The sequence below is a fragment of the Pelagimonas varians genome (assembly GCF_003208435.1).
GTDB classification, from domain to species: Bacteria; Pseudomonadota; Alphaproteobacteria; order Rhodobacterales; family Rhodobacteraceae; genus Pelagimonas; species Pelagimonas varians.
The window spans coordinates 22371-47749 of the sequence record NZ_QKMF01000016.1 but is presented as its reverse complement, the minus strand read 5'-3'; the positions used below and the strand labels follow the sequence as shown (position 1 = coordinate 47749).

Here is a 25379-nt window from a genome sequence, read left to right as displayed (position 1 = left end):
CCTGTGAACCTCAAACCGGATCACAAAGGACAGAAATTATGGCCCATCCCAACCAGAAGCACTCCGATCAATCCCCATCTAACGCTCAGCTTAAATTAGCCCTGTCGCTGATCACCGCCGAGATCGCGCGCGGTCCGCTGCGCAGTTCCTCTCTTTCAAAGATCATGCGCGACACCTTCGGCGGCAGCGATGCCAGCGGTGAATGGAACTGGCGTATAGCCTACGACATGATGCAGGCCGCTGCGGTTCAGACACTTTACTCGGACGTACGCGGGTCAGACCCCCTTGGCGCTGCCAAGAACCTCGCGATGCGGCTTCTGACCGAAACCCGCCGGTCCGAGCAACAGATCCGCCTGCAACAGTTTTCGACCCCTCTTCCTTACGCAGCCCTCGCCGTGCGCGCGGCGGCGATCCGCAAAGGCGAGACCGTGCTGGAACCCTCTGCGGGAACCGGCTCATTGGCGGGCTTTGCGAAGCGAGCAGGGGCTAAGGTCATGCTCAACGAAGTTGATCCGTTTCGCCAGCGGCTGCTCGATGTGGTGTTCGACGCGCAGGCGACGGGTCATGACGCGGAACATATCGATGATCTGCTGACATCAACAACAGCCCCTAGCGTTGTCGTGATGAACCCGCCGTTTGCCTCCTCGGTCGATCGCTCCCGCGATAAGCACATTGCTGCCAAACATCTCATTGGGGCCGCCAAACGATTGGCACCCGGAGGGCGTCTTGTTGCGATCATGCCGATGGGCTTCACCCCCGAGCGCGACGCAGCACATTGGGCGCGGGCAATGTGCCTTCTCACACCGCGGCTTGCTCTAACCATCCCAGGCCATGTCTATCGCAAGCTCGGCACCAGCGTGGAAACCCAGGTGATGGTCTTTGACAAGACCAGTGATGACGTCGAGATGATCCGAACCTCCGTCGATGATCTCGATGCAGCAGTCAGTATCGTGGACCGGATCGCCAAGGCGCGTCCGATTGCAGCGCCTGTGACGGCGGCACGCTCATTGAATGTCGGGCGCCCTCTGATGCCACCCGCGTCCCACAAGGCACGCAAGCCTGCCGCATCAAAGGCATCTGCCGCCAAAACTCCCAAACACGCAGCGACACCGCTGTCGTTCACCACGCTCGAGATCCCGCGCGAAAACACCCCCATCTCCGAGATCTATGCCCGCTATCGCCCGCAGCGGATCGACATTGCGGGTGCACAGGAACACCCGACGCCGCTGGTTGAAAGCATTGCGATGGCCTCGGTCGCACCACCTTTGCCGTCCTTGCAGGCCGCCGAGGGACTGCGCCTGCCAAACCGCTTGATTGCAGAGGGTCATCTCTCTGAGGCCCAGCTGGAAACCATCATCATGGCCAACGATGCCCATGCGAGGGATTTGCCCGGCAAGTTCACCATAGATGACGACCAGACCAAGATGCTGCGCAGTGATGAAGATGCGGAGGCACGTGCCTACCGCTTGGGGTATTTCCTCGGGGACGGCACCGGCTGCGGCAAAGGACGCGAGTGCGCAGGCCTTATCCTGGTCAATTGGCTCTCGGGACGTCGCAAAGCCGTTTGGGTCTCAAAATCCGCAACGCTGATTGAGGACGCCGTGCGAGACTGGACCGATCTCGGCGGTTCACCCGCAGATATCCAGCCGCTCTCGAAATGGAAGCCCGACCAACCTGTCACCATGGGCGACGGCATCTTGTTCGTGACATATGCTACGCTGCGGTCCGCGGGCAAATGCGGCACCACGCGCCTGAACCAGCTTCTCGCGTGGATGGGTGACGACTTCGATGGCGTGCTCGCTTTCGATGAGGCCCACGCGATGCAGAATGCGGCTGGATCGGAGCAGGGCAGGGGGGCTAAACCGTCCCAGCAGGGTCTTGCGGGGCTGCGTTTGCAATTGGCCACTCCGCGCGCTCGCGTCTTCTATGTTTCGGCGACCGGGGCCACGTCAGTCCACAACCTCGCCTATGCCTCCCGGCTCGGGCTTTGGGGCCAGGGCACAGAATATCCCTTCCCCAGCCGCGAGAGCTTTGTCTCAGCGATGGAAGCGGGTGGTGTGGCCGCCATGGAGGTGGTGGCCCGCGATCTCAAAACACTCGGGTTCTACACGGCGCGGGCGCTGAGCTTTGACGGGGTCGAATATGATGTGCTGGAACATGCACTGACGCCCGCCCAAACGGAGATCTACGATGCCTATGCGGGCGCGTTCCGCACGATACACCACAATCTCGAAGCCGCGCTGACCGCGACAGGCGTCAATGATGCATCGGGAGAAACAAATGCGTCTGCTGCAAAAGCATCCGCCAAGTCGCGGTTTGAGAGCACAAAGCAACGCTTCTTCAATCATCTGCTGATGGGCATGAAAGCCCCATCAATTGTCAGCGCCATTCAGCAGGACCTATCCGATGGCTTTGCCTGCGTCGTCCAAGTGGTCTCGACCGGTGAGAGCCTGTTGAAACGACGCTTGGAGGTGATGGACCCCGATGACGAGCTGGTCGAAGGCGCGCTGACGCCGCGCGACTACGTGCTTGGCTATCTCGAACAGGCCTTTCCTATCCACACCCAGAAGCTTGTGGAAATTGACGGCAATGTCGTCGCAGAGCCACTGCGGGATGAAACAGGGGCCTTGGTCGTCTCCCGTGAAGCCTTAGCATTGCGGGACGAGGCGATGATGGACCTGATGGCGCTGGCCCCGATCCCCGCGGCACTGGATCAAATCCTCTGGGCGTTCGGGGATGAGGCAGTCGCTGAAGTCACAGGGCGATCTATTCGCCCGCTCAAATCCAGCGACGGCGCGCTCTTCATCGAAAAGCGCGCTGCGAGCAGCAATTCGTCCGAGACGCAGGCGTTTATGGATGGGGAGAAAAACATCCTGATCTTCTCAGATGCGGGTGGCACAGGGCGATCCTATCATGCGGCACAAACGGCCAAAAACCAGAAGCGGCGTCGCCATTACTTGCTGGAGCCCGGCTGGCGCGCGGATGCAGCCATTCAGGGACTTGGGCGGACGCATCGCTCCGCTCAGGTCAGTGCACCGTTTTTCCGGGTCTGCACCTCGGACGTTCATGGTGAAAAACGCTTCACATCGACAATCAGCAAACGTCTCGATCAGCTTGGCGCGCTCACCAAAGGCCAACGCGAGACAGGCTCGCAAGGCATGTTTCGCGAGGAAGACAATCTCGAAAGCCCCATCGCGCGGTCCGCACTGCGCGGATACTACGCCGATCTTGCCGCAGGGCGTGCGGAGGCGATGGGCTATGAGGTCTTCACCGATTGGACGGCATTGCGCCTGATCGACAAGGATGGCGTGCTGCTGGAAGAACTGCCGCCCATCCAGCGGTTCCTCAATCGGGTGCTGGCCTTGCCGATCCATATGCAGAATGCGCTCTTTGCAGAGTTCATGCGGCGCATCGCGGACCAAACAGAACGTGCGCGGGACGCAGGTACGCTTGATCTTGGCGTTGAAACGCTGAGAGGCGAGACGATAAGGCAGGTCTCGGCGGAGGATCTATGGACCTGCCCGCAATCGGGTGCAGTCACTCGTATCATCGGATTGGAGGTGACGGATCCTGTTCACATTGCGCGCGCCGATGGTGCACTCGGTAACAACTTCGACAAAATCCCTATGGTCAATCGCGCATCGGGGCGGGTTGGGCTCATCTCAAAACGTCCTATGCAGATGTATGACGAAGACATGGTCACCCTGATGCGCAAGGTCGTGCGCCCAACTGGTAAATCCTATCTTGAAGAGGGCAAGCTCAAAACCTCTGCTTGGGAGGCTGTCGAGCAATCGGAGTTCATCCGGCTTTGGGACGAGGAGGCTGACGATCTCCCCACGACCACCACGACAAAGCTCTACTTGCTCACGGGTCTGTTGCTGCCGATCTGGAAAACCATCCCGACAAGCAACGAGCGTATCTATCGCGTCACGCCCGAAGGCCGTGCCAGCATGATAGGCCGCACGCTCAGCGAGGAGGGGGCCGCAGCGCTTCGGGCGCGGTTCATGACAGGAACGCCCGAAACACCGGGTGAGATGCTGACGGCGGCCCTTGGCACGACAGCACCGGTCGATCTGGGCCGCGGCCTGACGCTCACGCGCCGCCGCGTTGCGGGTGATGTGCGCTTGGAGATTGGTGGAGCGAATAGGGGTACGATTGAGGGTCTCAAGGCCCTTGGATGTTTTACCGAAATCATCGCCTTCCAGCTGCGGGTGTTCGTGCCGCACGGTGAGGGTATGGATACGATTGCCATTCTGGCCCGCATCACTGGTGAAAACGGCGGCAGCACGCGAAACGCGGCCTGATCAGCGGGGCAAGTGCTCTGCATGCCTTGCAAACCTCGTACGCCGAAGCCTGCGCCAACGCGCGGTGCTTTGGCTTCTTGCCCGAACAAAAAACATACCGCAGACCGACATGAACATTGAAGCTATCAAAGCCGCAGTGGATGCGGGTCAGACCGTCCACTGGGCGAACACGGGCTACATCGTGCACAAAGACGCCCTCGGCCAATACCTGATCACCTATCGCCATGGTGGCGGCACCATTGGGCTGACGGATCAGTCGGGAACCCGTTTGAACGGGGATGAGGCGGAATTTTACGTTGCGGGTGCAAACAATAACCAGTGATCGAGGCTGGATGCGCCAGATGAGATGATCTCAAGAACGGGGGAGCGCGTTTGGCGATGCTAGCTTTTCACAATGTGGCACAGCGGGTTTGGAGACCGAGGGAGAAAGTTGAAAGCAGGCTTTCTGTTCTGTGATCCCATGAGGGGTCAACAAAGCAATCTCGGATGGTCTGGCAAGATGTCAGGTCCCGATAACCCAAGAAGGATAAGACCCATGTTCGCAGGAACCCTTACCAAAAACGTCGACACCGCAGCAACTGTCTTCACCGGCACAATCCACAGCACCAAGTTCGACATCGCAATCCAGCTGGAGACGCGCCCGAAGATGTCCGAGCGCAGCCCGGACTTCGACGTTACCGCCGTCAATAAATCCGGTCGCAAGGTGCGTATCGGCACGGCTTGGAATGAAACCGGAAATACCAGTGGTAATCCTTACATTTCGATGCAGATCGATGTTGGACTTGGCCCGTTCCGCGTTAATGCGGTGCAAACGCAGGAAGCCCGCAAAGCCAAGAGTGAAGACTTCGAGATCATCCCGTTGGTCTCAAACGGCACGATGAAATCCGGCTCAATCTCGGGCGAACTGACGGCGATGGATGCTGACAACGCATTTGCCGGCTACATCGCCAATATGATGTTCGATCTGGATTTCATGCTGATCGAGAACGACTACAAGACCGAGGAAACCCATCCCGACTACCGGATCGAGGTCAGTTCGCCAAAGGGCAAAGCGATCCGCGTCGGTTCTGCTTGGATGGCGAAAAGCACCCGGACCGGCAACGATTATCTGTCGTTGCTGATCAACACGCCTGACGGTGATTTGCGGGTCAATGCCGTGCAGAACGAAGAACAGCGGGGCGGGCAGACGTTCTCGATCATTCCGTTGGTGCAGAGCGGGGATGAGCAGCCGGACGCCAGCGGTGGATTGGCGCTGGTTGCCTGATCAGATCGTGACCATCGACAGACAGGGCAGGGGAGCCGCGGCAACGCGGTTCCCCTTTTTTGTGTGAGTGTGCTTGAAAGATACCCGTGCCTAACCCGGTGCTTTGATTGGCACCCGCAACACCATCGCTTGACATGTGCGGCCTTGTCGAATCACCTAATTATGCTACAAGGATATACTATTGTAGCGTGGTTCTTGAGAGGGCGGATGGCTAGAAAACCGAAAATGGACCGAGTTTGGTTCGAGAACTTTGACCTCGAAGCCGAAATCACCGCGCTGATCACCCGTATCGAGACATGTACCAAGTTCACGCTTCCGGACCAAAAACGCGATCTGGCATTTTCGTACGCGGCGTCTCGGTTGCGTAAAACGAAAGAGGCTTACGCCGATGCGAAGATCTCGGGCAAGCCTGTCTCCACATCCCGCCGGGACTTTCTAACGACCATACAGGATACGATTTTCTTGGCGATTCCGGACGAGGATGTCGCGTTGATGCCAATAAGCGAATATGTCCTGAACGATCCATCGTATTATCAGGACGCGATGTGTCGCGCGGCATCCCTCACCTAGGACGAGCTCTTTATGGCCCTCTCTCCCATACTCAAAGATATGACGGTGCAGGATGCCCGCGAATTTGTATCGAAGCTTTGGCATGATGGGATCGACGGCAATGCCAGAAAGTATGCGGAAGCATTGAAGCGTCCGGAGCGTGAGCGCGTTCCATTGCGGCGAGGCTATATTGTCTAGGCAAGCGGCGCCGTGTTTTGTCCGATCTTATCAGGCACTGACACTCTGGCACCGCTGTTGGGTGGGATATTTAGGTGCGGCCCAAGCCGGAAATAGACGGCTTGTGCAGCAAAAGTCTCGAAAGAGTCCTCTTTCCCAAATGCCGTCCCGCAGCATTTAGCTTGAGCAGAAAATTCAGCTTGCTGCGATCGGCCCGAAGCTGACGCCAATCCAGGCTGATAGCAGGCGATCAGAATCTTCGTCCAGACGTAAAAACCGGATCGCCCGCACTGCCGTTCATAGGTGCAGAGAGGCAAAGAGCTTCTGGCTCCGCCTTCCGATTTTCGTGGGGTGTTGGAAGTGTATGAATATCCATTTGGCCTTGACTTCAGCCAGAACTCGTGTGGACTTTTACACAGTGTCGCTGTGCCGTATCACCCAGTCAGAAAGAACGCGCAGGCTTAATTTTAAACCGAAAAAAGGAAAGTATTCATGGCACTTAAACCAGGACCAAAGCCGATAGCAAAATCAACAGGGAAACCAGATCAGCGCCGTCGTGATAACAAAACCACGCCAGGGAATACACCTTCCCTGAAACCTAGCAAATCTAGCAAGCCCCCAAAAAAGAAATGAAAGAGGGCTATCGCTAATTTGCCCTTTTAGCCCTGCAGACCAATCACTTCTACGTTGAATGACTGGTCTTGGGACAGAAAGGTCGGATTGTTCCGGCTACCCGCCGCCATTCAGCTTCGACTGGACGCAGCGGCATGCGGGCGGTTGAAAACGTGCTCTGAAATCTATTTTTTATCTGGATGTTTCACAGGTAATATTTGAAAGGCTGCGGCCCGCCCTCCTTCGCTGATCCCATCACCAGAATATCCCCTACCATCTTAGCGAACCGGACGGTCACCGGCAGGCCATCGTTGAAATTGCATGAGTTATAGTTGATCTTCGTCAGCCCCATAATGTCAGTTAGGACGGACTGAATATCAGGACGAGAATATTTTGACCGTAGCACTGTGATGAAAAGGGGGTTGGGTGTTTCCGGTCCGATGTATGTATCCAGTTGAGGGACGTATCCGCTTGTCCAAAGATATGCGTTTCGATCATCTAAGAGCAGCGCCGTTCCCCGGATGACCGGGTAGTCTCCGTTACGGAAAAGCTTCGCATCCCCACCGGTCGATTTAATCCGGACTCCAACGACGCTCGTTCCCGGAGGCGCTGCACGGCAAAAGGCTTTCCATTCCACATCATTAAACGATGCCTGGCCATGGATAAAAAGTTCCTTTGGTGGGGAACCATGCATTTCAGTGTAAGTATCGATGACGGTCGCAAGGAGATCTTCGGCAGCCGCAGGGCTAAGTGATATTCGTATTCATCGGTTTTCCACGGCCCGTTCGCACCACGGAATACGACCCCGTCGCCTTCGTTGAGAAACATCTGTGCGGCGCAGCAGACATGGTTGTCGCGATTGTTTGGAAGGTTTTTATAAACCATCCCAATGTAGCAAACCCCCGGTCGTATGTCAGACAACCGCCAAGGTGGTTTCGGTTGGGATTTGTAGTAGAGCCCCGTCGCTAGGTTCCAAGCTACCGTCGCCGCGTCCTGTGTCTTCCGAGTTGGATAACCTGCACTGTTTAGAAAAGCGTCTGGGTCCAAGGTTGTTTCCCGTAGAACCTGCGTGGGTACGATAGCCAGAAATTCGGCCTTTATCCGTCGACGGAAATCAGGAACATCGTCGAAGATATCTTCTGAACTCGTATCGAAGTCAGCCAGAGTTTCGAACAGGGGCATGCTGGCACGTGCTTTTTGCTTCTTCGACGCACGTCCTGACGTAAGTTCGATGCCTGTCCGCTTCGATTCAGGACGACAGCGATCATAGACAATCTCCGGAACGACAAAGATCCACACATCGATCGCGCGCTCTTCGTTGCGAAGATATCGCCTGACCCGGTCGGTGTAGATGCGAGCAACAGTATCGACAGCCTCGTGCTTATTTTCAATCTTAGTCGCCCGGTCGATATCCTTCAGATCAACTATGAGCTCGCTGCACCCGTCAGGGTCGAACGTGATGCCGAAAGTCTCCTCCAGACCCGCGAAATCAGCCAAGTGCAGCCTGTCCTTTTTCTCCGTCGGGCCGGGAGGTGGCACAGAAATTCCCTGTAGAAGCCTTTTACTCCAACCTCGGAAATGTTTGATGCCGCTCTGCGTGGCCACGACACCAATTCGGACCTCCGAAATTTTCCGTCCAGCCGCATGAGGTCCATAAAGAAACAGGCCGTCCTTCGGGTGATGGCTCCGTTGTCCAAACCTGAATTCAAGCTCGGGCTCATTAAGATGCTCAACGGCGATGCCGGGTTCACGAAACCTCATGCTTCTTCCTCCTCTACTTCGGGGCGCCCAAGCGTGCTCTCGTCAGCCTCCTCCCCATCCGCGTCCAACACGTCCGGCATGCTGGTGCTGACTGGTGACGTGAAAAGCACCGGTTCGGAGGAGAGAAGCATATTTTGACCGGGTGCAAGCGGGACACGAATGTAAGCAGAATCCATCGACATAATTTCCAGGAAGGCCAGCAAACGACCATGCCACTGCTTGTTGCGCCAGCCTTTACAACCGGATCGGCGGAGGCGGTGCATCTTTTTCGGATCGTCGACACTCTTACCCTCAGGCGTGCCATTTTCCTCTGCGAAGAGCACGCGGGCTTTCAATCGGACATGCCAGAATGGCCAAAGCCTCGGAAGCGCGGTGACACCGTATTTCCAGACATGTTTGCGCGCGACATTACGCAGCATAGATGACCGTCGTCCTCCACCCTGCCTCCCCCATGGCACCCTGTGGCCGTTGGCAGCCTGTTCTGAGGAAATATGAAACCCTTCCGCCCCAGAATATGCGTAAGAGATCATTCCTCTGTCCCGGCAAAGGCGCTCCCAAGAATCCCGGATCAGGTGGGTCATCATATTCGACGCATCACGTGCTCGTAGATCTACGTCCGGAAAACCTTCCTCGACGAAATTTGTTACCGAAACAGACGCCCGTAGCCGCAAACTAGCGACACCCTCGAAGCTGTCCTCAATATCCTTCGGGTCTGCGAAGGCGATCAAGCTCCTGCCATGTTGCACGGCGGGATAAGACAGGCGGGAAATACGGCGCTTAAGCGCATCATCGCGGAGAGATCCTTCCGCATCGTAGTAGTGAATCTCATCCGGCATCTCAACGATCGAAAGCCAGTTTGAAGTAAGCTGCTCTGGTTCCCGCACGAGGGGGATGGCTCGCTGTGTGCGGAACTCATCCCACTACGAGGCAACGACGATATCCTCGATCTTACAAGGAATCTTTTGGCGATGGAGCGCGCTAACAAGCCGTTCCAACCCTCGGCCCCAGCCGCGCGAGAAATCGACTGGGACGGCGTCCCTCAATCCTTCAATCCTGCTTCCTTCTTCCATTCGCAGAGGGATGACGAACCTCGGGTCCTCAAGCACCTTGGCGACCTCACCAGCTTTGTCGATCACATCCATCAGGCCATCGTCCTGTCGCGTCGCGGGGCTGGTGGGCACGAGGACTTTTACTGCCCGATGCTCAAGTGCGCGGTATACCTCTTTCCGCCACCGGTCGCCGGGCTCGAGCGTCATGAGCTCCGAGAAAACTCGATATCCAAGCGCCTCCAGTTTCGGACCTAACCAAAGAATAAACTGATCATCTGCAGGCCGGGTCCCAAGAATGAAAAGAACGTCTCGAGCTGCTTCTTTTGTCGAGCCCGGATCCGAGCCGGCACGGGGCAGGAGAGATGACAGAATTGTGGGTGGTTGCGCCCTTTTACTGCGTTTATCCAGTGTTCTGTTCAAGACCGTCTCGAGCACGGTGGCGCTGGCTTGCCACAACTCAGGATGAGCTTCTAACACATCGGGATGATTGCGAAGAAGGGCTTCGATATCTTCTTTTCCGTAGATATCGCCTGGCTCCAACAAGGACGGTCCGATGATCTCCATCAGCTGCGTCTTTTTGGTCGGAGTCATTGATACAGATGTGGACAGAATGTAGCGGTTTGGGACGAGCTTATCGATGGTCGCCCGTTCCTTTCGGAGCACGCGCGTCAATTGCGAGAAGCCTGAGCCCTCGTAGTTCTTCGCTTGCAAAATCGTCAGATCTGGCCCTTTTGCGTGTCGGCCATCCATGCCGCCATCGGGCCCGGCACCAAACTGCTCAAATCGCACGCTGATATCTCGGCCGATCAGATCGGCCGAGATAGCTTCAAATTGAGAGGGGGACAATGAAGGGAAACTAAAAGACATGAGTCTGATAGTGCCAACATGTTCCTATTCCTACAAGTTGTGTTTTTTTTGGGTAGCAATACAAAACATGGTATTAAAAGGGAGCCTTTTTCGGCCATCTGTATTTGTGAACCCGCTGAACAGCTTTGCGGTAAGTCTTACCCTGTCTACCGGTTGCGACATAACCCGCACCGGGGGCACCCGTCTGCTTATTGACGACGATGGCCTGCAGCGGTGGTAAGTTTTGACGTCGACACTCCTCTTGAATGACCCCCAAAAACCAGCGTGCAGATCGGTGGTGAAGTCCGAGAGGTTTGGTTAGATCTCCATATGAGATCCACCCACCTTTTCGAGCAAGCTTATAGAGGGGTTTCCAGGCAGCCCTTGCCCGCGCAACATGATCAATTTTTGACATCTCGTTTCCTTTGAGATGCGGCTTTGAAGGTTTGAGATCTTGTGTAAGCCGCAGCCACATGACCCCCGCCACATACCGGAGCATATGGTTTGGAAGTCAGCGGCCCCAGTTTTATTCGAGGGTTTGGCTCCTACAACGTAGGCGGGTCTTTTATGTGGTGCGTTTGCACCGCCCCTGATCTCATATATTTATGATAAAAAAGGCATCATTCAAGATATGGTAGAAAAAGAACTTTTGGGTTCACTTCTAAATTGGAGCATCATACCAGCCCTCTGGAAATCCTGCAGTTACCCACCGAAAGGATAAGCCATGCTAAAGGCGCGTAAGCCCCTATATGCACATATTCTGCAACTGCTGGCGCTAAGGTTCGCTTTCGTGTTTTCCAAAAGATGTTCTCGCGCTTGCAGCGAAAGGCAACAAGTTCCCTCTGCCGTGTTTGCCAACCAATTGAGCCTCTGACGAAATACCTGACGGCCTCCCCTGCTCGGCTGCGCGTGTCACAGGTGAGAACGGCCCTGCGGTCCGTCGCGCATGCGGCCATGCGGCCTTACCGCGGTGTCGGCTCATGGGTCCCGGTTTGCCCGTCTCGCGAGCACGGCGGCGCTCGGCCACGCCTGCGGTCTTCGCTCTGGTCTGTTTTGCCAAGGCAAAACGATCCCGTCGCTGCGTCCGCCTGCGTGTCCGGCCCCACCGCTTGCCTGCTCGTGTCGGGCAAACCTGGCGTCAAAACACACACACATGAGTATGGAAGCATATCCTCCGGATGGCCCCCAAATCAGCCCGCTTCAAGGATCGCAAAACTTTTCGGCGAAGGTGGCGCGAGTGGAGAGGTCAATCGCGCGCGTAAGGTTGTGCGTGTTGTGAGCACGGCGCTTGGAAAACTTTTGCGCCCAGCAAGCTGGCGGCTGCGCCGTCCCTGACCCGGACAGATTCGGTGAACCAGAAATCGGCCATGCCCCCACACTCACGTGGTGGTCATCAAACTCAAACATCTGGAGATGAACACATGGCCTACGATCAAGCGACAACATATGAGACAATCGAACTCTTCGGCCTGACGGAGAAAGATGCACACCTGCCAATCCCGCAGGACGATATCCTGAAAGACAACATCATTCGCGAAACCTTTGAGACCCTGCTCGGGCAGCTACGCAACACCGGACTTGAGGGAGAGATAGAGCCTCTCGCCCACGGGCTGGCAACAATCCTGCAGCGCCGCAAGGTTGCCCTCGGTAAGGAAGTTGATCGCACAGCGGATAAGATCGGCGCACTGGCAAAATGCCACGATGGATCAGAGATCGCAGAGACGGCTCTGGAAGAGGCACAGGCGCGCTTCGTGCAGTTGCGCGAGATCGTGGACGCCATCGAGACGATGGGGGAGGCCGCTGCAGAGTGCTACGAGGTCGAGACAGGCAATGCATTCATCCCGGCAGCGGGATCGCGCGCCAGCGTTCGGGCGCAAGAGACAGGTGCCGTCTTTGAAGCCAAGCAGCTTCTGGAGCAGCATGATCGTGAGACCGCCGCCAAGTCAAAAGTCGAAGGCGTACCGCTCATCGTGTCGGGGTCAACCGACTGGATCGACATCGACGTCATATTCCGGACCCTCGACAAGGTGCGGGATCGCATCAAGCAAAATCGCAATCAGGATATCTTCATCTGCCACAAAGGCGGCAAGCATGGGGCGGAAATGATCGCGGCTCGGTGGGCACGCGCGCGGGGCATCAACCAAGCGCGCTTCGATCCGCGTTGGTCCGCACATGGACGAGCGGCACCCTTCAAGTGCAACGACGAGATGCTGGACGATAAGTTCGCCGCGACGGGAGTTGTCCTCTTTGGCGGCAACGGGGTCGCGCTAAACCTCGGGCAGAAAGCCGAAGCGAAAGGACTGACGGTGATGCGGGTCGCGGATCCAGCGAAGATACCAGACGAGGCATAACTTAGAGAGGGTCACCTTCGGGTGGCCCTTTCTTCGTTCTCAAGATCGTGGGTAGACATTCAGATGCGCGGTGCTGATCTGCAGTAAAGGTTCATTTAAGTCATGACGGTGGATGTCCGATTTTCCCGTTTTCCGATTAGCTTGACCTTATCTCAATGAAATCCCTGACTATTGTGTCCGCGCCACAAATGACTTTTGTTGGACAGCATATCATGCGCGCAGGTTTTTCAGTCGATGCCCTTTTCTCCAGACCGCACCAAAGAGATTCAATCGCGCATTGATGCGCGTTTGCAGTCTGGGCAGGCGAACGATTGGGAGGTGTCGTTTCTCACGAACATGGCCGCGCGGTTTCAGCAGTACGGAACCAACACGCGTCTGAGTAAGGCTCAATATGGCAGCCTACATAAAGTCCTGAAGTTGGAACGTGATCCCTCATCGCGGACTTCAGCGCAGGCCAACGATGTTACTTCGCGTCCGGCACCGAAGCACAGCACCAAATCTTACCCACCAAGATCCCGACCGATGTCTGTAACCCGTGCAATCACTGCACCGCGGCGGGCGGTCCGTAGGGCTCAGCGACAAATCATGGTGCCGCTCGTTATTGCGGTGGCGTTCGTTGCGTTGATTGGATCCTTCTTCGATTCTACATCATCGCAATCCACGTCTTACGGATCGCCAGCGACGTCCGCACCGCAAACGGCAAGTGCCGCTTACGTCTATGTGACAGGCACTCGGGTCAATCAGCGGGACGGGCCGTCCACGTCTGATCGGGTCATGGGCGTTCTGGTTGAAGGCACGCGTGTGCAACTGCTTCGTGACCAAGGACAATGGGCGCAAATTAGGTCTGACTTGGGAACCGGCTGGATGTCCTCTAGCTTCCTGTCTCTCAATAGGCCGACCACGGCGCAACCCACAACACAGGATCGGGGCCTTCGTGCCAGCGATGTCAGGATCATTGATGGTGATACAATAAACGTGCGTGGGATTACTCCTAACGTACGCCTTGTCGGTTTCAATGCCCCAGAGACGTGGCGGCCTTCCTGCGCTGCAGAGCGTCAGGTCGGGGAGCGCGCAACGGCGCGTTTGAGCCAACTGGTGCGGAATGCGGCATCGATAGAATTTGAACGCGTGGCATGTTCGTGTCGACCCGGAACCGAAGGTACAGATCAATGTAATTTTGGTCGGCTTTGTGGCTCGCTGGTCGTCGACGGCCAGGATGTGGGGCGCACACTGATTGGTGAGGGATTGGCCGTGCCATACCGGTGCGGCCGGACAAGCTGTCCTCCACGTCCTCAAGCTTGGTGCCGATAACGTCGCAGCCAGCTCAACACCGGCAAACTGATCTTCGCCCGAGCTGAAAACCCTCCCTGCTTTTCGTTGAGCGTGACGGACCAAATCCCAACACGTCGCCTCAGAGCGAACCCGACCTTCACCTATATCGAGATCAACGAGAACCGTGGCGACTGCGATGTGGGGCACACATTTGGGTCTCTTCTTTTTGCTCATTGATGTGGATCGCACGGGGTCGGCCCAGCCGTTCCCTACGCTGTGCTCCGGCAAGCACAAATACGGCTTCCACGCCTTTGGCGCGGACCCTCCGCATTTGCGCTTGCGACCGGTCCTGATGCCCCCATGCCTTTTGATCCTCATCGCAAAAAGGAGAGACCCAAATGACCAACCACTACGTCGCAACAGTTCCCGTCAAATACACCGATGGCGAAGGCCAAGAACGCACCCGTTTCCAACGCGTCGGGGCCATGTTCCGCAACACCCGCAACGGGGATGGCTCGGAGTTCTTCAGCCTTAAGCTCGACTTCCCCGTCGGCGTCCAGGAGCTGGTGATGTTCTCACCAAGCTCAAAGGAACCTCAAGAGTAAATCCTCGCCGAGGATGGGCCGCCGTCAGGCGGCCCGATCTCTGTTCCAGAGATTGCTGCGCACTCGAACAAGACCCCGGCCATAGGCCGCGGTCACGGTTGCCAATGACAGGACTGCAGGGCAGTCCTGTTGGTTCTTATTGGTGTTGAAAGATGGCTGTGACAGAGCCGCCAGCCAGCCTCAAGGGGGCCATCCCCAAAAACCTTTCGGCAAGAGCCTTCACGGTTTTTGCGGCAGAGAATTGGCAGGCCAATTCTGGCCTCCCTTGACCCTGTCTGTCAGCCCCGTCGGTTGAGGTGTGTCCCGCCCCTTCGTTTCTGTCCGAACATTGCATGTTCAGACAGACCTCAGGCGCGGGCCCTGTTGAGATCGGCCGATGCTGGAGCCTGCGGCTGGTGTTGGTTGGCACCCTCTCGGGCGCGGCCTCGCACCTGCGGTGCTCGGCGTTAAACGGAATACAAGGCTGCCTGCGCTCCAATTCACCGTAAGTATATTATTGACAGATTAGTATAGTTTCGTATGTTGGGTGCAGCCTTGTATGAAGGTGGCAGGAAATAGGGGGTCTTTCTTCGCATGTCTCGCTCAAAACGTCTCACGGATGCGCAACGCATGGAGATTGTGCGTGAAGCCGCGGACGGCGTGTCTACGTCCGTGCTTGCGGAGCGGTTCGGGGTGACGCCGCGGGCGGTGCAATACACGGTGAAGAGTGACGCAGAGCGCCAGCGCGACACGGCGGTCCCGGTCTTGGCAGTAAGTGTGAAAGTAACTCCTGAGGAGATGGCAGCGTTCGATGCGGTGATTGCGTCAGTAGGGATCGAGACGCGCTCGGAAGGGCTACGCCGCTTGATGCAAGCGGCAGGTGGCACCTTTGTGGCGGACACATCATTGGCGGCAGAGATGGCGCGCTATCGCGCTTCTTTGAATGACGTTGGAAACGGTGTCGCCCAGATTGCCAAGCAGATGCAAAAGGCCAATCGGGCGGGGCAGGGAACGGGCCCCGAGTTCTCGGAATTGCGCCTTACGCAATTGCGCGGGTTGGCGCGCTTCATCCTCGACAGTGCAGACGAGATTGACCTGCTGGTGCGCCGCCGTCGCGATGTGATGCAGCTGGAAGCGACAGCCGCTTTGAGGGAGTTTGCCCATGCGGCTGAATGATGCGGTAGACGTCGTTACCGGTGAAGTGTTTCGGGACGGGTGGAGCCGGATCCGAGGCTCGATGCAGGGTCTGCATGTCTCCAAGCAAAAGCAGATGGTGCGCGCCGCGGCGGGGCACCGTGCTGCTGTGTTCAAGGCGATCCGGGGCGGGGGGACGCAGAACAAATCACAGCTGTCCAACCAGCTCGAGTACCTCACGACGAAGTCCACCCACATCGTCGACAGCAGCGGGTTCCTGGATGGCAAAACCAAGCTTGATCGCGGCGAGATCAAAGACCTGACCGAGCGCTTTGCCAAGCGGTGGGACGCGGGGTTCAAACCCAAGCTTGGGCAGACCACACATCTGCTGATGTCCTTCCCGATCGGCACGCGCGGAGAAGACGTGCGCGACATCGCGACGGATGTGGCCGAGCGGTTCTTCCAGAACGATGAAGGCCACTTTGATTATATCATTGCGGTGCATGAAGACCGGGACCACCCGCATGCGCATCTCGTGTTGAACCGCCGCTCGCAAGAGGGCGAGTTCTTCTATCTCGCGCGCAATCATCGGTTCAACTATGACGACTTCCGGTTGGCCATGGTCGAAGAGGCCGAGACCTACGGCGTACGGTTGGAGGCAACACGGCGGGTAGATCGCGGCGAGGTGCATTACCCTCCCCGCACGCGGGAGGTCTATGCTGCCAAGGAAGAGGGCAGGACGCCATTGGAGCGCGAACGGGTGGGTAAAGACCTGACCCGCACGCTTGCCGAAATCGCAAACACCAAAATCATGTTCCACTCGCTGGCCGCCGAGGCGTCCTCCGAGAACCGCGAAGACATTGCTGAGGTTCTGTTCCGTGCGGGCGAGGTTCTGGCGAAGGGTGGTCACGTTGAAACCGCAGGAGGCATTTACATGGCCGAAGATGAATCGTTCGAAGATCTGCGCAGCCGTTACGCGGAAAAGGTCGCAAACATCACCGACCTGATCGCGGCAAAGCCGGATGCGGAGCGGCCCGCGCTGGAGAAGTCCCTCAACACCATCCAAGCGCGGGTGCAGCATATGCAGCCGCTTGGATTACGGTCCAATTCCCTTTCGGAGGTCCCGTCAGAAGGCGGGGTCTATTCTGAGGCCAATATTCAGCAAAGCCAGCTGGAGCGTCTGTCTGAGCCACGGGTGCGCGCCCGCATTGATGCGGCCCTGCGCGGCACGGGGATCAGCACAGCGCAGGTTGTGGCCCGGATGGAGACAGGGGCGCAGAACGCAGCTCTGGAGCATCAATGGATTGCGGATGATCTGTCCAAGGTGGCCGAGGCGAAGGATCTGAACCTCGAGCGCCGCGCGGATTTGGAACAGGCGCGGGATATCCTCAATGATGTACATGTGCAGCTGGGGACCATGCTGGAACGGGAGCGCGTGCTGCGCCGTGACGGGGTCATTGAAGACGCCCGCGAGGTGCAGGCGCATGTCACGGAAACCCAGATCGAAACCGCTGCCAATGCCGTTCGTATCGAGACACCGATTGAAGCCGGGACTGAAGATCGGGACGAAGCTGTGATCGAAAGCCGTGCCGTAGAGCGTTTGGAAGACGAACAGCGGGACTATCTGCGCGACCATCCAGAGCTGATTGCACGCCCTACCGATGTGATCCGCATGAGCGAGGACGGCAGGGCGGTGATCGTAGATCAGGCCGCTGCAGTCCGGGTTATCAGTGAGGTCGAAGCGGCGCGTTTGGGCGCACACAGCAGCACACCAATCTCCGTGTCCGTCGCGCGCGATCTACAGACGCGATATCCCGATATGCCCGAGCAGCTGGTGGAGGGTCTCGGCGACACCTACGAGCGCGTCTATGAAGCGCGCGGCGCGGAACGGGAGGAAAATCTTACGTTGCGCGAGACAACTACCATTGAAACGCCTGAACTGTCCCGTGTTCTCGCCCATGAACGAGCAGGGGAATTGTCGTCGCCCTTTGAGACCGAAACCGAGCGCGCGGCCTTCCGCGCCGAGGTGGCACAGATTTTGGACGCGGCGCAGCTGGATCGTCTGAAAGATGGCGACAGTGCCGCTTTGGAGAATGTCATCGAAGATCGCCTCGACCGTCTCTATGCCGCAAAGGTCTATTTGCAATCGGATGCGGCAACCGCAAACTCGGATGCGCTGCGCCAGATTGTCGACGAGTTGGCAGACGTTGAAGTCGAGGGACACCGCGCGGCAGACGTGGACGGCGAGACAGAGCGGGGCCAGGTCCATTGAGTGGATCCATGGGCAAGGCTTGGATTGCTATCGGGGTCGTTCTGGTCACCTTGGTGGCGGGTGCGATGGGTTACACCATTGCCTCGGCTGTGCTGACCTTCAAAGCCCTTGGGTTTAGCGCCGATATCGACTTTGGATATATCGCGCAGAATTACCTTTGGATCAGAGATAGACGGCCTGATGATTTCCAACTGATAAATGTGATCATCGGCGGTGCTGCCGTCGCCGGGCTGATGTTGAGCCTTGCCCTGTCCGGGTCCGCCCTCACACGCTTTGGTCAGACCCATTGGCAAAAGCGCGGCGAGATGAAGGCTAACGGGTTCTTTGGCAAGCCCGGCACCGGGTTTATTCTGGGCAAACTGGGCAGTCCAAAGTCGCGGGCCCGCTATATCACCTCGAAGGTTTTCCCCCATGCGCTGATCGTGGCACCAACGGGGCGCGGTAAAACCAGCGGCTTTGTGATCCCGAACCTGCTCACATGGCAGGGGTCTGCCGTCACACTGGATGTAAAGGGCGAGTGTTTTGAGGCGACGGCCCGCCACCGCGCTGCGCAAGGCGACAAGGTCTACCGCTTTGCGCCCACGGACTGGGAGGGCAAGCGGACGCATCGCTACAATCCGCTGCTACGCATCTATGAGCTGGAAGACCCCGCGCGTCAGCAAATGGAATTGCAGCTGCTGGCGACCTTGTTCCTGCAAAGCGACAATGATCGCGTTCAAGGCCTTCTGAAGGGCGGCATTGATTTGTTTGTGGCCGCAGGCTTGCTGGCCTTCCAGCGTAAGAAGCCCAATTTGGGCGAGATCTACCGGATCGCGGCCTCGGGGGGCAACAAACAGAAAGAATATTTGGCGCGGGGCCACGAGATCGACAACAAAGCCGCGAAGTTGATCTTTACGCGACTGGCGTCCACCAACAACGACACGCTGACCTCCTATGTCTCGCTTCTGATGACCTCAGGTCTGGATCAATGGCAGAACCCCGCGATTGACGAGGCGACGCAGGTTTCCGACTTCGATTTTCGGACGATCCGCAAGAAGCCCTTCACGGTCTATCTCGTAGTCCAGCCCCTCATGGTGAAGCCACTCGCGCCACTGATCCGGTTGTTTTTCTCAGACCTTCTCTCGGCAATGCAAGAGAAGGAACCCGGCAAAGATGAGCCTTGGCCCGTGATGATCATGCTCGATGAGTTCAACCGCCTTGGCAAAATGCCCATTGTGGTCGAGAGCATCGAAACCCTGCGCACCTATCGCGGGCACTTGGCGGTGGTGACCCAAACCATCCCCGCCCTTGATGAAATCTATGGAGAGAACACCCGCCGCGCGTTGCAGGGCAACGCAGGCGTAAAGCTCTACCTCACACCCTCAGATGAAAAGACCATCGAGGAGCTCAGCAAGGCCGTGGGCAAGACAACAAAGACGGTCATCACGCGGTCGCGGTCGATTGGCAAGAATCCGTTCGAAGGGCGCAGCCAATCCACGCGGACGGAAGAAACATCTCTATTGCCTGAGGATGAAGCGCGCCGATTACCGCTCGATGAAATTATCATGGTCGTGGATGCGCAGATGCCAGTGCGAGCGAAACGGATCCAGTATTTCGATGATCGGCTGTTTGCAGCGATCCATGGCGCGCAGAGGGGGGAATTGCCGTTTCCAGAGCTGGGAAAAGGTGACGGTAAGGCGCACGGGCCAGATTTTGGCGGTACAGAGCGGGGTCCGAGCCAAGCTGGAACGAATGCGGAGCCCCAGGTGCATGATGAGCGTCTGGATGGTCCAAACGAGATCGGTTCAGGTAAATCTGTGCCGCCCACCAAGAAAAGTTCGAAGGCTGTTCAAGCCGTTGTTGAAGAGGAGCAGCGGCAAATGGAAATGAGCTTTGCCGACCATGTTGAGATGCAAATTGAGGAAATCGATGGTGGCGATAGAGATCGACTCGATACAGTGGTGGATGATTTGGATGGGCTGGAAAGCCGGTTGAAGCAGGGGGAGGGGGTGTCTGGCTGAGATGGGTAAGGCGTAACGCAACCATTGAACGCGCGTAGGTCACTGAACCAGTCGTTCGCCGAACCAGATTTGAAGGACAAAAGAGCGGACGAAGCCGACATTCAGATATTTTAATCGAATGGCTGCTTAAGGTTTCCAAAGGTTCATCTAGATCGTCGATTGTCGTGTCGTCGCGTTCATAAGTCGACTGACATCTTAGACAACCACTTATGAAACAGGCGGGTGCTCGCACTCAATTCGTCTTTTTCAGCCCAAAGCAGACCGTATCGGGTGCCGTCTGAAACAAAGTCATTTGGAGCAACAAGGCGTCCACGATCCACATCGTCTATGGCCATTACACGCGGTGCTATCCCGACCCCAAGACCACCGCATGCGGCCTCCACCATGAGAAAGTGGTGGTCGAGCATTCGGGTTTCACTCGGTCGTGGCACGGCAGGATTTTCGGCAAGCCATTTCGACCAAGCGTCGGGCCGCGTCCGTGTGCCAAGGGCCACGTAATCTCCGTTCTTGAAGCCGTCTTCTAGTGTAGGGACCATGACCGGTCCAACACGCTCAGCCCACAGAGGTCCGACTGACCAGTTATCCGGTATCGGAAAATCAAGACGGCGTAGCGCGAGGGCATTGCGGCGGTGCGTCGCCTCAATTGGGCCACCGCCGACAGAGAGGTGAACGGTAAGAGACGGATTTGCCTCCTCAAATTTGCTCAGCCTCGGGATTAGCCATCGCATTGCAACGGATCGTTCACAGGACAGAAGGACTACGTCATCTGTTGTAGCGGCGGCCTCTTTGATGGACGCGATAGTCCGGGAAATATCATCAAAGCTGCGCCTGCAGGCATCCCGCAACCGTTCACCCGCTGCAGTCAGGCGTAACCCCCGTCCTTCGCGTTCAAACAAAGGCGCGCCTACATAGTCAGCCAGTCGGGAATTGCGCCTGCTGATGGCCGCATGTGTCAGCGCAAGAGCGTCAGCCGCCGCGCGTACGGACCCTAATCGGGCGGTTTCTTCGAAGGCACGCAGATCGTCGAGATTGGGAAGGTCGGATCGTTTCATTAGTGATCTGATATCACGATTATACGTGCGTAACCATCGCTTGTTATAATTCTGCCCAGAGATCATCGTAAAGCCATGTCACAGGTTCCACATTTCAAGGTTGCGATTCTCGCGGATGATCTGACCAGCGCTGCTGATGGGGCCGGTCCGTTCGTTTCACATGGGCTTACGGCGCATATCGGACGACAGCATTTGCCTTCAGGAGAGGTAGATGTCTGCGCTATCGATCTGGCGTCGCGTTCGGCTTCGGCGACAGACGCATCTGTGCGCGTGGAAAACTATGCCCGCGACACGCGCAGTACACCTGTCATGCTCAAGACTGTCGACTCCACGCTTCGGGGCCATGTCCACGAAGAAATTGCAGCGGCACTTCGGGGATCGCAACGTCGCAGGGTTGTTTTTGCGCCCGCGTTTCCCACTGCAGGAAGAACGACTGTGGATGGCATTTAGCTTGTGGACGGCGTCCCGGTTCACCTTTCAGCTTACGGAAAAGACCCGGTCCATCCTGCGCGAGTTTCAAAGTTGCAAGAGCTTCTACCCGATGAGGCGACAGATGCGGTCATTCTCGACGCAGAAATGCAGGGCGATCTCGAACGACAAGTGGCAGAGATAGAGCGCCCTGAAGATGTGCTCTGGGTCGGCTCTCCGGGTTTGGCACGCGCTCTCGCCGAAAGGTTCCGCACGGGAAGATCTGTCAGTAGACAGTCGCTTGCAGTTAAAGGAGCTGTCCTCGTCGTGGTGGGCAGTGCGAACCAAGTCAGCCACCGACAAGCTGCCGCTATTGAAAGCAACGCAGCCAAGCTTCTTGTTGCACCCTCGGGTCGCCACACTGATCCGAAGGTAGTCCTTGAGCGGCTGGTCGACGATGCAGCCGAACAGCTCGCGACCGGCGGGTTCGGCGCGGTGATCGCGACTGGTGGCGACACGATGGAAGCCATTCTGGATCGCACCGGAACCTGCACGTTCAACCTTCTTGGCGAGATTGAACCTGGCTTCCCCGTCGGATCGGCCGAGATTGGCGGGCGGGTTGTTCTGCTCGGCATGAAAGCGGGCGGCTTTGGTGATGACGCAACCCTCAAACGAGCCGTTCAACGGCTATCGAAACAGACAAAGGAATTCACTCTGTGAACAGCACGCCCCCTCTCGTGATCTCGATGGGTGATCCATCAGGCATCGGCCCGGAAATCGTCGTCAAAGCGCTGTCGGAGAAGAACGCAGGTCACTGCGTCGTTCTTGGCCGTGCCGATGTGATCCGCGCAGCCGCTGAACAATCTGCACCCGGAAAAACAGTATCCGTCCTAAGCAAGATTGAAGACGCATCCGGTGCGCCTGATCTTGTTGAGGTATTGGAGACAGATGGTGATGGCCCTTTCCCGCTTGGCGAAGTGAGTGCCGAAAGTGGACGCGCCGCGTTCGCCGCTATCCGCAAGGGGATCGAACTGGCGAAGGCGGGAAAGGCTTCGGGACTGATCACGGCTCCCATCAATAAAGAGGCATTGGCGGCTGCCGGTCTTCCGTACCCGGGTCATACCGAGATGTTGGCCGAGTTCGGCGGCGCGGAGCGCGTAGCGATGATGCTCGCCAATGACGAAGTTCGAACTGTTCTGGTCACGATCCACTGTTCGTTACGCGACGCCATCGACCGGGGCGACTACGCCGCCCAGATGTCGGCCATGCGGCTGGCGCATGAAGGGTGCCGCGCGCTCGGCATCGAAAACCCGCGCGTCGCGGTCGCTGGTCTGAACCCCCATGCTGGCGAGGGCGGACTCTTTGGCAGAGAAGAAATCGAGATCATTACGCCCGCGATCAAAGCGGCCCGCGCGGAAGGTATCGACGCATCCGGACCTTGGCCGGGGGATACCGTTTACATGCAGGCCCGCAAAGGCCGCTTCGACGTGGTAGTCGCGCAGTATCACGATCAGGGTCTAATCCCGGTGAAGTATCTTGGCGTCGAAAAAGGTGTGAACATCACCCTCGGCCTGCCGTTCGTGCGCACGTCGCCCGACCACGGCACCGCCTTCGACATTGCGGGTCAGAACATCGCAGATGCGACCAGCCTGTCCGTCGCTATCGACTATGCGCGCAAACTTGCCGCAACACGCAACAAAACAGAGGAGGCCGCCTGATGGGTCTGCGTTTCATTTTCATGCTCACACGCAATGACAAGACTGTCACCGATGCCATGACGCATCTGGAAACGGCGTTGTCTTTGGGTGTACGTCACATCGGCTTCAAGGATGTCGGCTTACCCGTCGAAGACCTGAAAGCCCTGAACGCGGCAATTCAGGCCAAGGGGGCTACGTCCTACCTCGAAGTGGTCTCTCTCGACCGGGACAGTGAAGTTGCATCGGCCCAAGCGGCAGTCGAGATCGGCGTCGATATTCTGCTCGGCGGCACGCGCGTTGATGATGTTGTTCCGGTTCTCGCGGGCAGTGGGCTGAAATACTACCCGTTTCCCGGAAAGATCACCGGGCATCCGAGCGTGCTGGAGGGCACCATTGAGGAGATCGCGGCAAGTGCAGCCGATCTTGCCTCCCGAGATGGCGTGCATGGTCTCGATCTCCTTGCCTACCGCTCGCCAGATCAGGATGTGCCAAAACTCATGGAAGCTGTTTGCAAGGCTGCGGGCAAGCCCGTTATCGTAGCAGGCTCCATCGCCGACGAGACCCGTATTGCTGTCGTCCACGGCGCTGGGGCCGCAGGGTTCACCATTGGAACAGCTGCGCTGAACGAGGAGTATCCTACTGATGAAAAGGGGGTCGAAGCTCAGCTTACGGCCATTCTGCGGGACGTGGCCGATCTTAACGGGCACCTGTCACCTTTCGGCAAAAAGGGCCTCGACGCGGCGTTTGACGCGTTCTCCGAGACCTGGTCGCCGCGTGTCGCCGGTCAGGTGAACGACATGCAGATCAAGCTGGCGAAGTTCGCCGGGTCTTTCACGTGGCATTTCCACGAGCATGAAGACGAGCTGTTCCTCGTTCACAAGGGGCGCTTGCTCATGCGCTTCCGAGACCGCGAAGAGGTGGTCGAAGCTGGCGAGTTCATCGTCGTCCCGCATGGGGTCGAGCATTGTCCTGTCGCGCTCACTGAAATCTGCGAGGTCATCCTGCTGGAACCAGCTACGACCGTGAACACCGGCACCGCTGTCGATGACCGGCGAGTGGAAGAGCTGGCGACCGTCTGAACAACTGAACGAAAGCACAAAACAGGGAGAAAAATCATGTGCAATGTATGTATTACCAATGGTGTGGCGGCATCCGTCAGCCGCCGCGCGATGATGGCAGGAGGAGCCGCTGCAATGGCCAGCGGGATCGCCCTCAAACCGCGAACGGCAATGGCCCAGACCGGAGAACAGATCAGCTTTGGACGCGTCGTGGACCTCACACACCGACTGACGCCCGATTTTCCGACCTACTTCGGAACCCCAGCCTTTACGGCGGAGGATACGTTTACTTGGGACGAAAACCGGGTGAACCTGAAAACGCTCACATATCCCGAACATGTCGGGACGCACTTTGACGCGCCGATCCACTTCTCAGAAGATGGTGCGACCGTCGATGAAATCGCGGTGGAGAATTTGGTCTGCCCGCTGGCGATCATCGATGTGCGGCAAGCTGCCTCAGAGGATGCTGACTACCGTCTGACCCCCGATGACATCGCTGCGTTCGAAGCTGAACATGGTGAAATCCCCGTAGGGGCCTGCGTTGCCATGCTGTCCGGTTGGGCCGATAAGGTTTCAGCCGATGACTTTCGAGGGGCGGACGGCGATGGCGTTCTGCACTTCCCCGGCTTCCATGTCGAAACTGCAGATTTCCTGATGCGAGAACGACAAGTCAACGGGATCGGCGTCGATACACTCTCGCTCGACCACGGGCCTTCGACGGACTCCCCGGTCCACTATGCCTGGCTGCCCTCAGGCCGCTGGGGTGTTGAATGCCTCAGGGGATTAGAGGCACTGCCCGCTTTGGGCGCAACGCTGATCGCGGGCGCACCGCGCTTTGCCGGTGGAACGGGTGGGCCAGGCCGTGTGATGGCTCTCCTGTAGTAGTCTCACCGCTTCATCCAGCATAAGCGCAATTGTGAATAGCGGCCATTCATGCGTTGTGCAGCATTGGTGACTCTGGGCTCGTTTTCCTCTTTCGCTGCATCATG

General features: G+C 57.5%; 20 protein-coding genes. 16 read left to right on the top strand and 4 right to left on the bottom strand.

The window, feature by feature from the left end:
- Window positions 1-38: 38 nt before the first annotated feature.
- The 5 genes from C8N36_RS18190 to C8N36_RS24555 all read left to right on the top strand — a co-directional run bounded on the left by C8N36_RS18190 (window position 39) and on the right by C8N36_RS24555 (window position 6315).
- On the top strand, window positions 39-4304 hold the full coding sequence (locus C8N36_RS18190; protein ID WP_097806233.1) for a strawberry notch-like NTP hydrolase domain-containing protein: 4266 nt from the start codon (window positions 39-41) through the stop codon (window positions 4302-4304).
- 109 nt (window positions 4305-4413) lie between these two features.
- Window positions 4414-4626 (top strand): hypothetical protein, encoded by a 213-nt coding sequence (locus tag C8N36_RS18185; RefSeq protein ID WP_097806298.1) that lies wholly within the window; start codon window positions 4414-4416, stop codon window positions 4624-4626.
- 213 nt (window positions 4627-4839) lie between these two features.
- Window positions 4840-5568, top strand: a complete 729-nt coding sequence (locus C8N36_RS18180; RefSeq protein ID WP_097806234.1) for a DUF736 family protein — start codon at window positions 4840-4842, stop codon at window positions 5566-5568.
- Between the two features lie 207 nt (window positions 5569-5775).
- The gene (locus C8N36_RS24560) at window positions 5776-6138 is read left to right on the top strand and encodes a hypothetical protein (protein WP_245910957.1); all 363 of its coding nucleotides are present in this window, start codon (window positions 5776-5778) and stop codon (window positions 6136-6138) included.
- A gap of 12 nt (window positions 6139-6150) precedes the next feature.
- Window positions 6151-6315: a hypothetical protein gene (locus tag C8N36_RS24555; RefSeq protein ID WP_245910955.1), complete on the top strand. Its 165-nt coding sequence runs from the start codon at window positions 6151-6153 to the stop codon at window positions 6313-6315.
- Window positions 6316-7404: 1089 nt separating this feature from the next.
- Here C8N36_RS24555 and C8N36_RS18170 read toward each other — a convergent pair.
- The 3 genes from C8N36_RS18170 to C8N36_RS24395 all read right to left on the bottom strand — a co-directional run bounded on the left by C8N36_RS18170 (window position 7405) and on the right by C8N36_RS24395 (window position 10583).
- Window positions 7405-8667 (bottom strand): argonaute/piwi family protein, encoded by a 1263-nt coding sequence (locus tag C8N36_RS18170; protein WP_211318258.1) that lies wholly within the window; start codon window positions 8665-8667, stop codon window positions 7405-7407.
- On the bottom strand, window positions 8664-9503 hold the full coding sequence (locus tag C8N36_RS24400; protein WP_211318257.1) for a hypothetical protein: 840 nt from the start codon (window positions 9501-9503) through the stop codon (window positions 8664-8666). Before C8N36_RS24400 ends, C8N36_RS18170 begins: the two co-directional genes overlap by 4 nt.
- Window positions 9504-9587: 84 nt before the next feature.
- A complete protein-coding gene (locus tag C8N36_RS24395) occupies window positions 9588-10583 on the bottom strand; it encodes a toll/interleukin-1 receptor domain-containing protein (RefSeq protein ID WP_211318256.1) in 996 nt (331 codons plus the stop codon).
- Window positions 10584-11983: 1400 nt separating this feature from the next.
- Between C8N36_RS24395 and C8N36_RS18155 the strand changes: the two genes are divergently transcribed.
- The 6 genes from C8N36_RS18155 (at window position 11984) to C8N36_RS18130 (ending at window position 20175) form a co-directional block, all read left to right on the top strand.
- Window positions 11984-12913, top strand: coding sequence for a DUF2493 domain-containing protein (locus C8N36_RS18155; protein WP_097806299.1), 930 nt, complete (start codon window positions 11984-11986; stop codon window positions 12911-12913).
- Between the two features lie 234 nt (window positions 12914-13147).
- Window positions 13148-14224 (top strand): SH3 domain-containing protein, encoded by a 1077-nt coding sequence (locus C8N36_RS24910; RefSeq protein WP_097806236.1) that lies wholly within the window; start codon window positions 13148-13150, stop codon window positions 14222-14224.
- A 359-nt stretch (window positions 14225-14583) separates the two neighbouring features.
- Window positions 14584-14790 carry a hypothetical protein gene (locus tag C8N36_RS18145; RefSeq protein ID WP_097806237.1) on the top strand — a complete coding sequence of 69 codons (207 nt, stop codon included), beginning with the start codon at window positions 14584-14586 and terminating at the stop codon, window positions 14788-14790.
- A 573-nt stretch (window positions 14791-15363) separates the two neighbouring features.
- On the top strand, window positions 15364-15945 hold the full coding sequence (locus C8N36_RS18140) for a helix-turn-helix domain-containing protein (protein WP_097806238.1): 582 nt from the start codon (window positions 15364-15366) through the stop codon (window positions 15943-15945).
- Window positions 15932-18175 carry a relaxase/mobilization nuclease domain-containing protein gene (locus tag C8N36_RS18135; protein WP_097806239.1) on the top strand — a complete coding sequence of 748 codons (2244 nt, stop codon included), beginning with the start codon at window positions 15932-15934 and terminating at the stop codon, window positions 18173-18175. Before C8N36_RS18140 ends, C8N36_RS18135 begins: the two co-directional genes overlap by 14 nt.
- A gap of 8 nt (window positions 18176-18183) precedes the next feature.
- On the top strand, window positions 18184-20175 hold the full coding sequence (locus C8N36_RS18130; RefSeq protein WP_097806240.1) for a type IV secretory system conjugative DNA transfer family protein: 1992 nt from the start codon (window positions 18184-18186) through the stop codon (window positions 20173-20175).
- Window positions 20176-20351: 176 nt separating this feature from the next.
- On the opposite strand, the gene C8N36_RS18125 is transcribed toward C8N36_RS18130, so the two are convergent.
- The gene (locus C8N36_RS18125; RefSeq protein WP_097806241.1) at window positions 20352-21227 is read right to left on the bottom strand and encodes a LysR family transcriptional regulator; all 876 of its coding nucleotides are present in this window, start codon (window positions 21225-21227) and stop codon (window positions 20352-20354) included.
- 75 nt (window positions 21228-21302) lie between these two features.
- On the opposite strand from C8N36_RS18125, the gene C8N36_RS24390 reads away from it, so the two are divergent.
- From C8N36_RS24390 to C8N36_RS18105, 5 genes are all read left to right on the top strand, one after another.
- Window positions 21303-21677, top strand: a complete 375-nt coding sequence (locus tag C8N36_RS24390; protein ID WP_211318255.1) for a four-carbon acid sugar kinase family protein — start codon at window positions 21303-21305, stop codon at window positions 21675-21677.
- Window positions 21678-21749: 72 nt separating this feature from the next.
- Complete coding sequence (locus C8N36_RS24385) at window positions 21750-22355, top strand: nucleotide-binding domain containing protein (protein WP_211318254.1); 606 nt, start codon at window positions 21750-21752, stop codon at window positions 22353-22355.
- Entirely contained in the window at window positions 22352-23353 is a 1002-nt protein-coding gene (pdxA, locus tag C8N36_RS18115; RefSeq protein ID WP_097806242.1) for a 4-hydroxythreonine-4-phosphate dehydrogenase PdxA, read from the top strand. Before C8N36_RS24385 ends, pdxA begins: the two co-directional genes overlap by 4 nt.
- Window positions 23353-24411, top strand: coding sequence for a cupin domain-containing protein (locus C8N36_RS18110; RefSeq protein ID WP_097806243.1), 1059 nt, complete (start codon window positions 23353-23355; stop codon window positions 24409-24411). The genes pdxA and C8N36_RS18110 overlap by 1 nt, the downstream gene beginning before the upstream one ends.
- A 36-nt stretch (window positions 24412-24447) precedes the next feature.
- The gene (locus C8N36_RS18105) at window positions 24448-25272 is read left to right on the top strand and encodes a cyclase family protein (protein ID WP_097806244.1); all 825 of its coding nucleotides are present in this window, start codon (window positions 24448-24450) and stop codon (window positions 25270-25272) included.
- Window positions 25273-25379 lie beyond the last annotated feature (107 nt).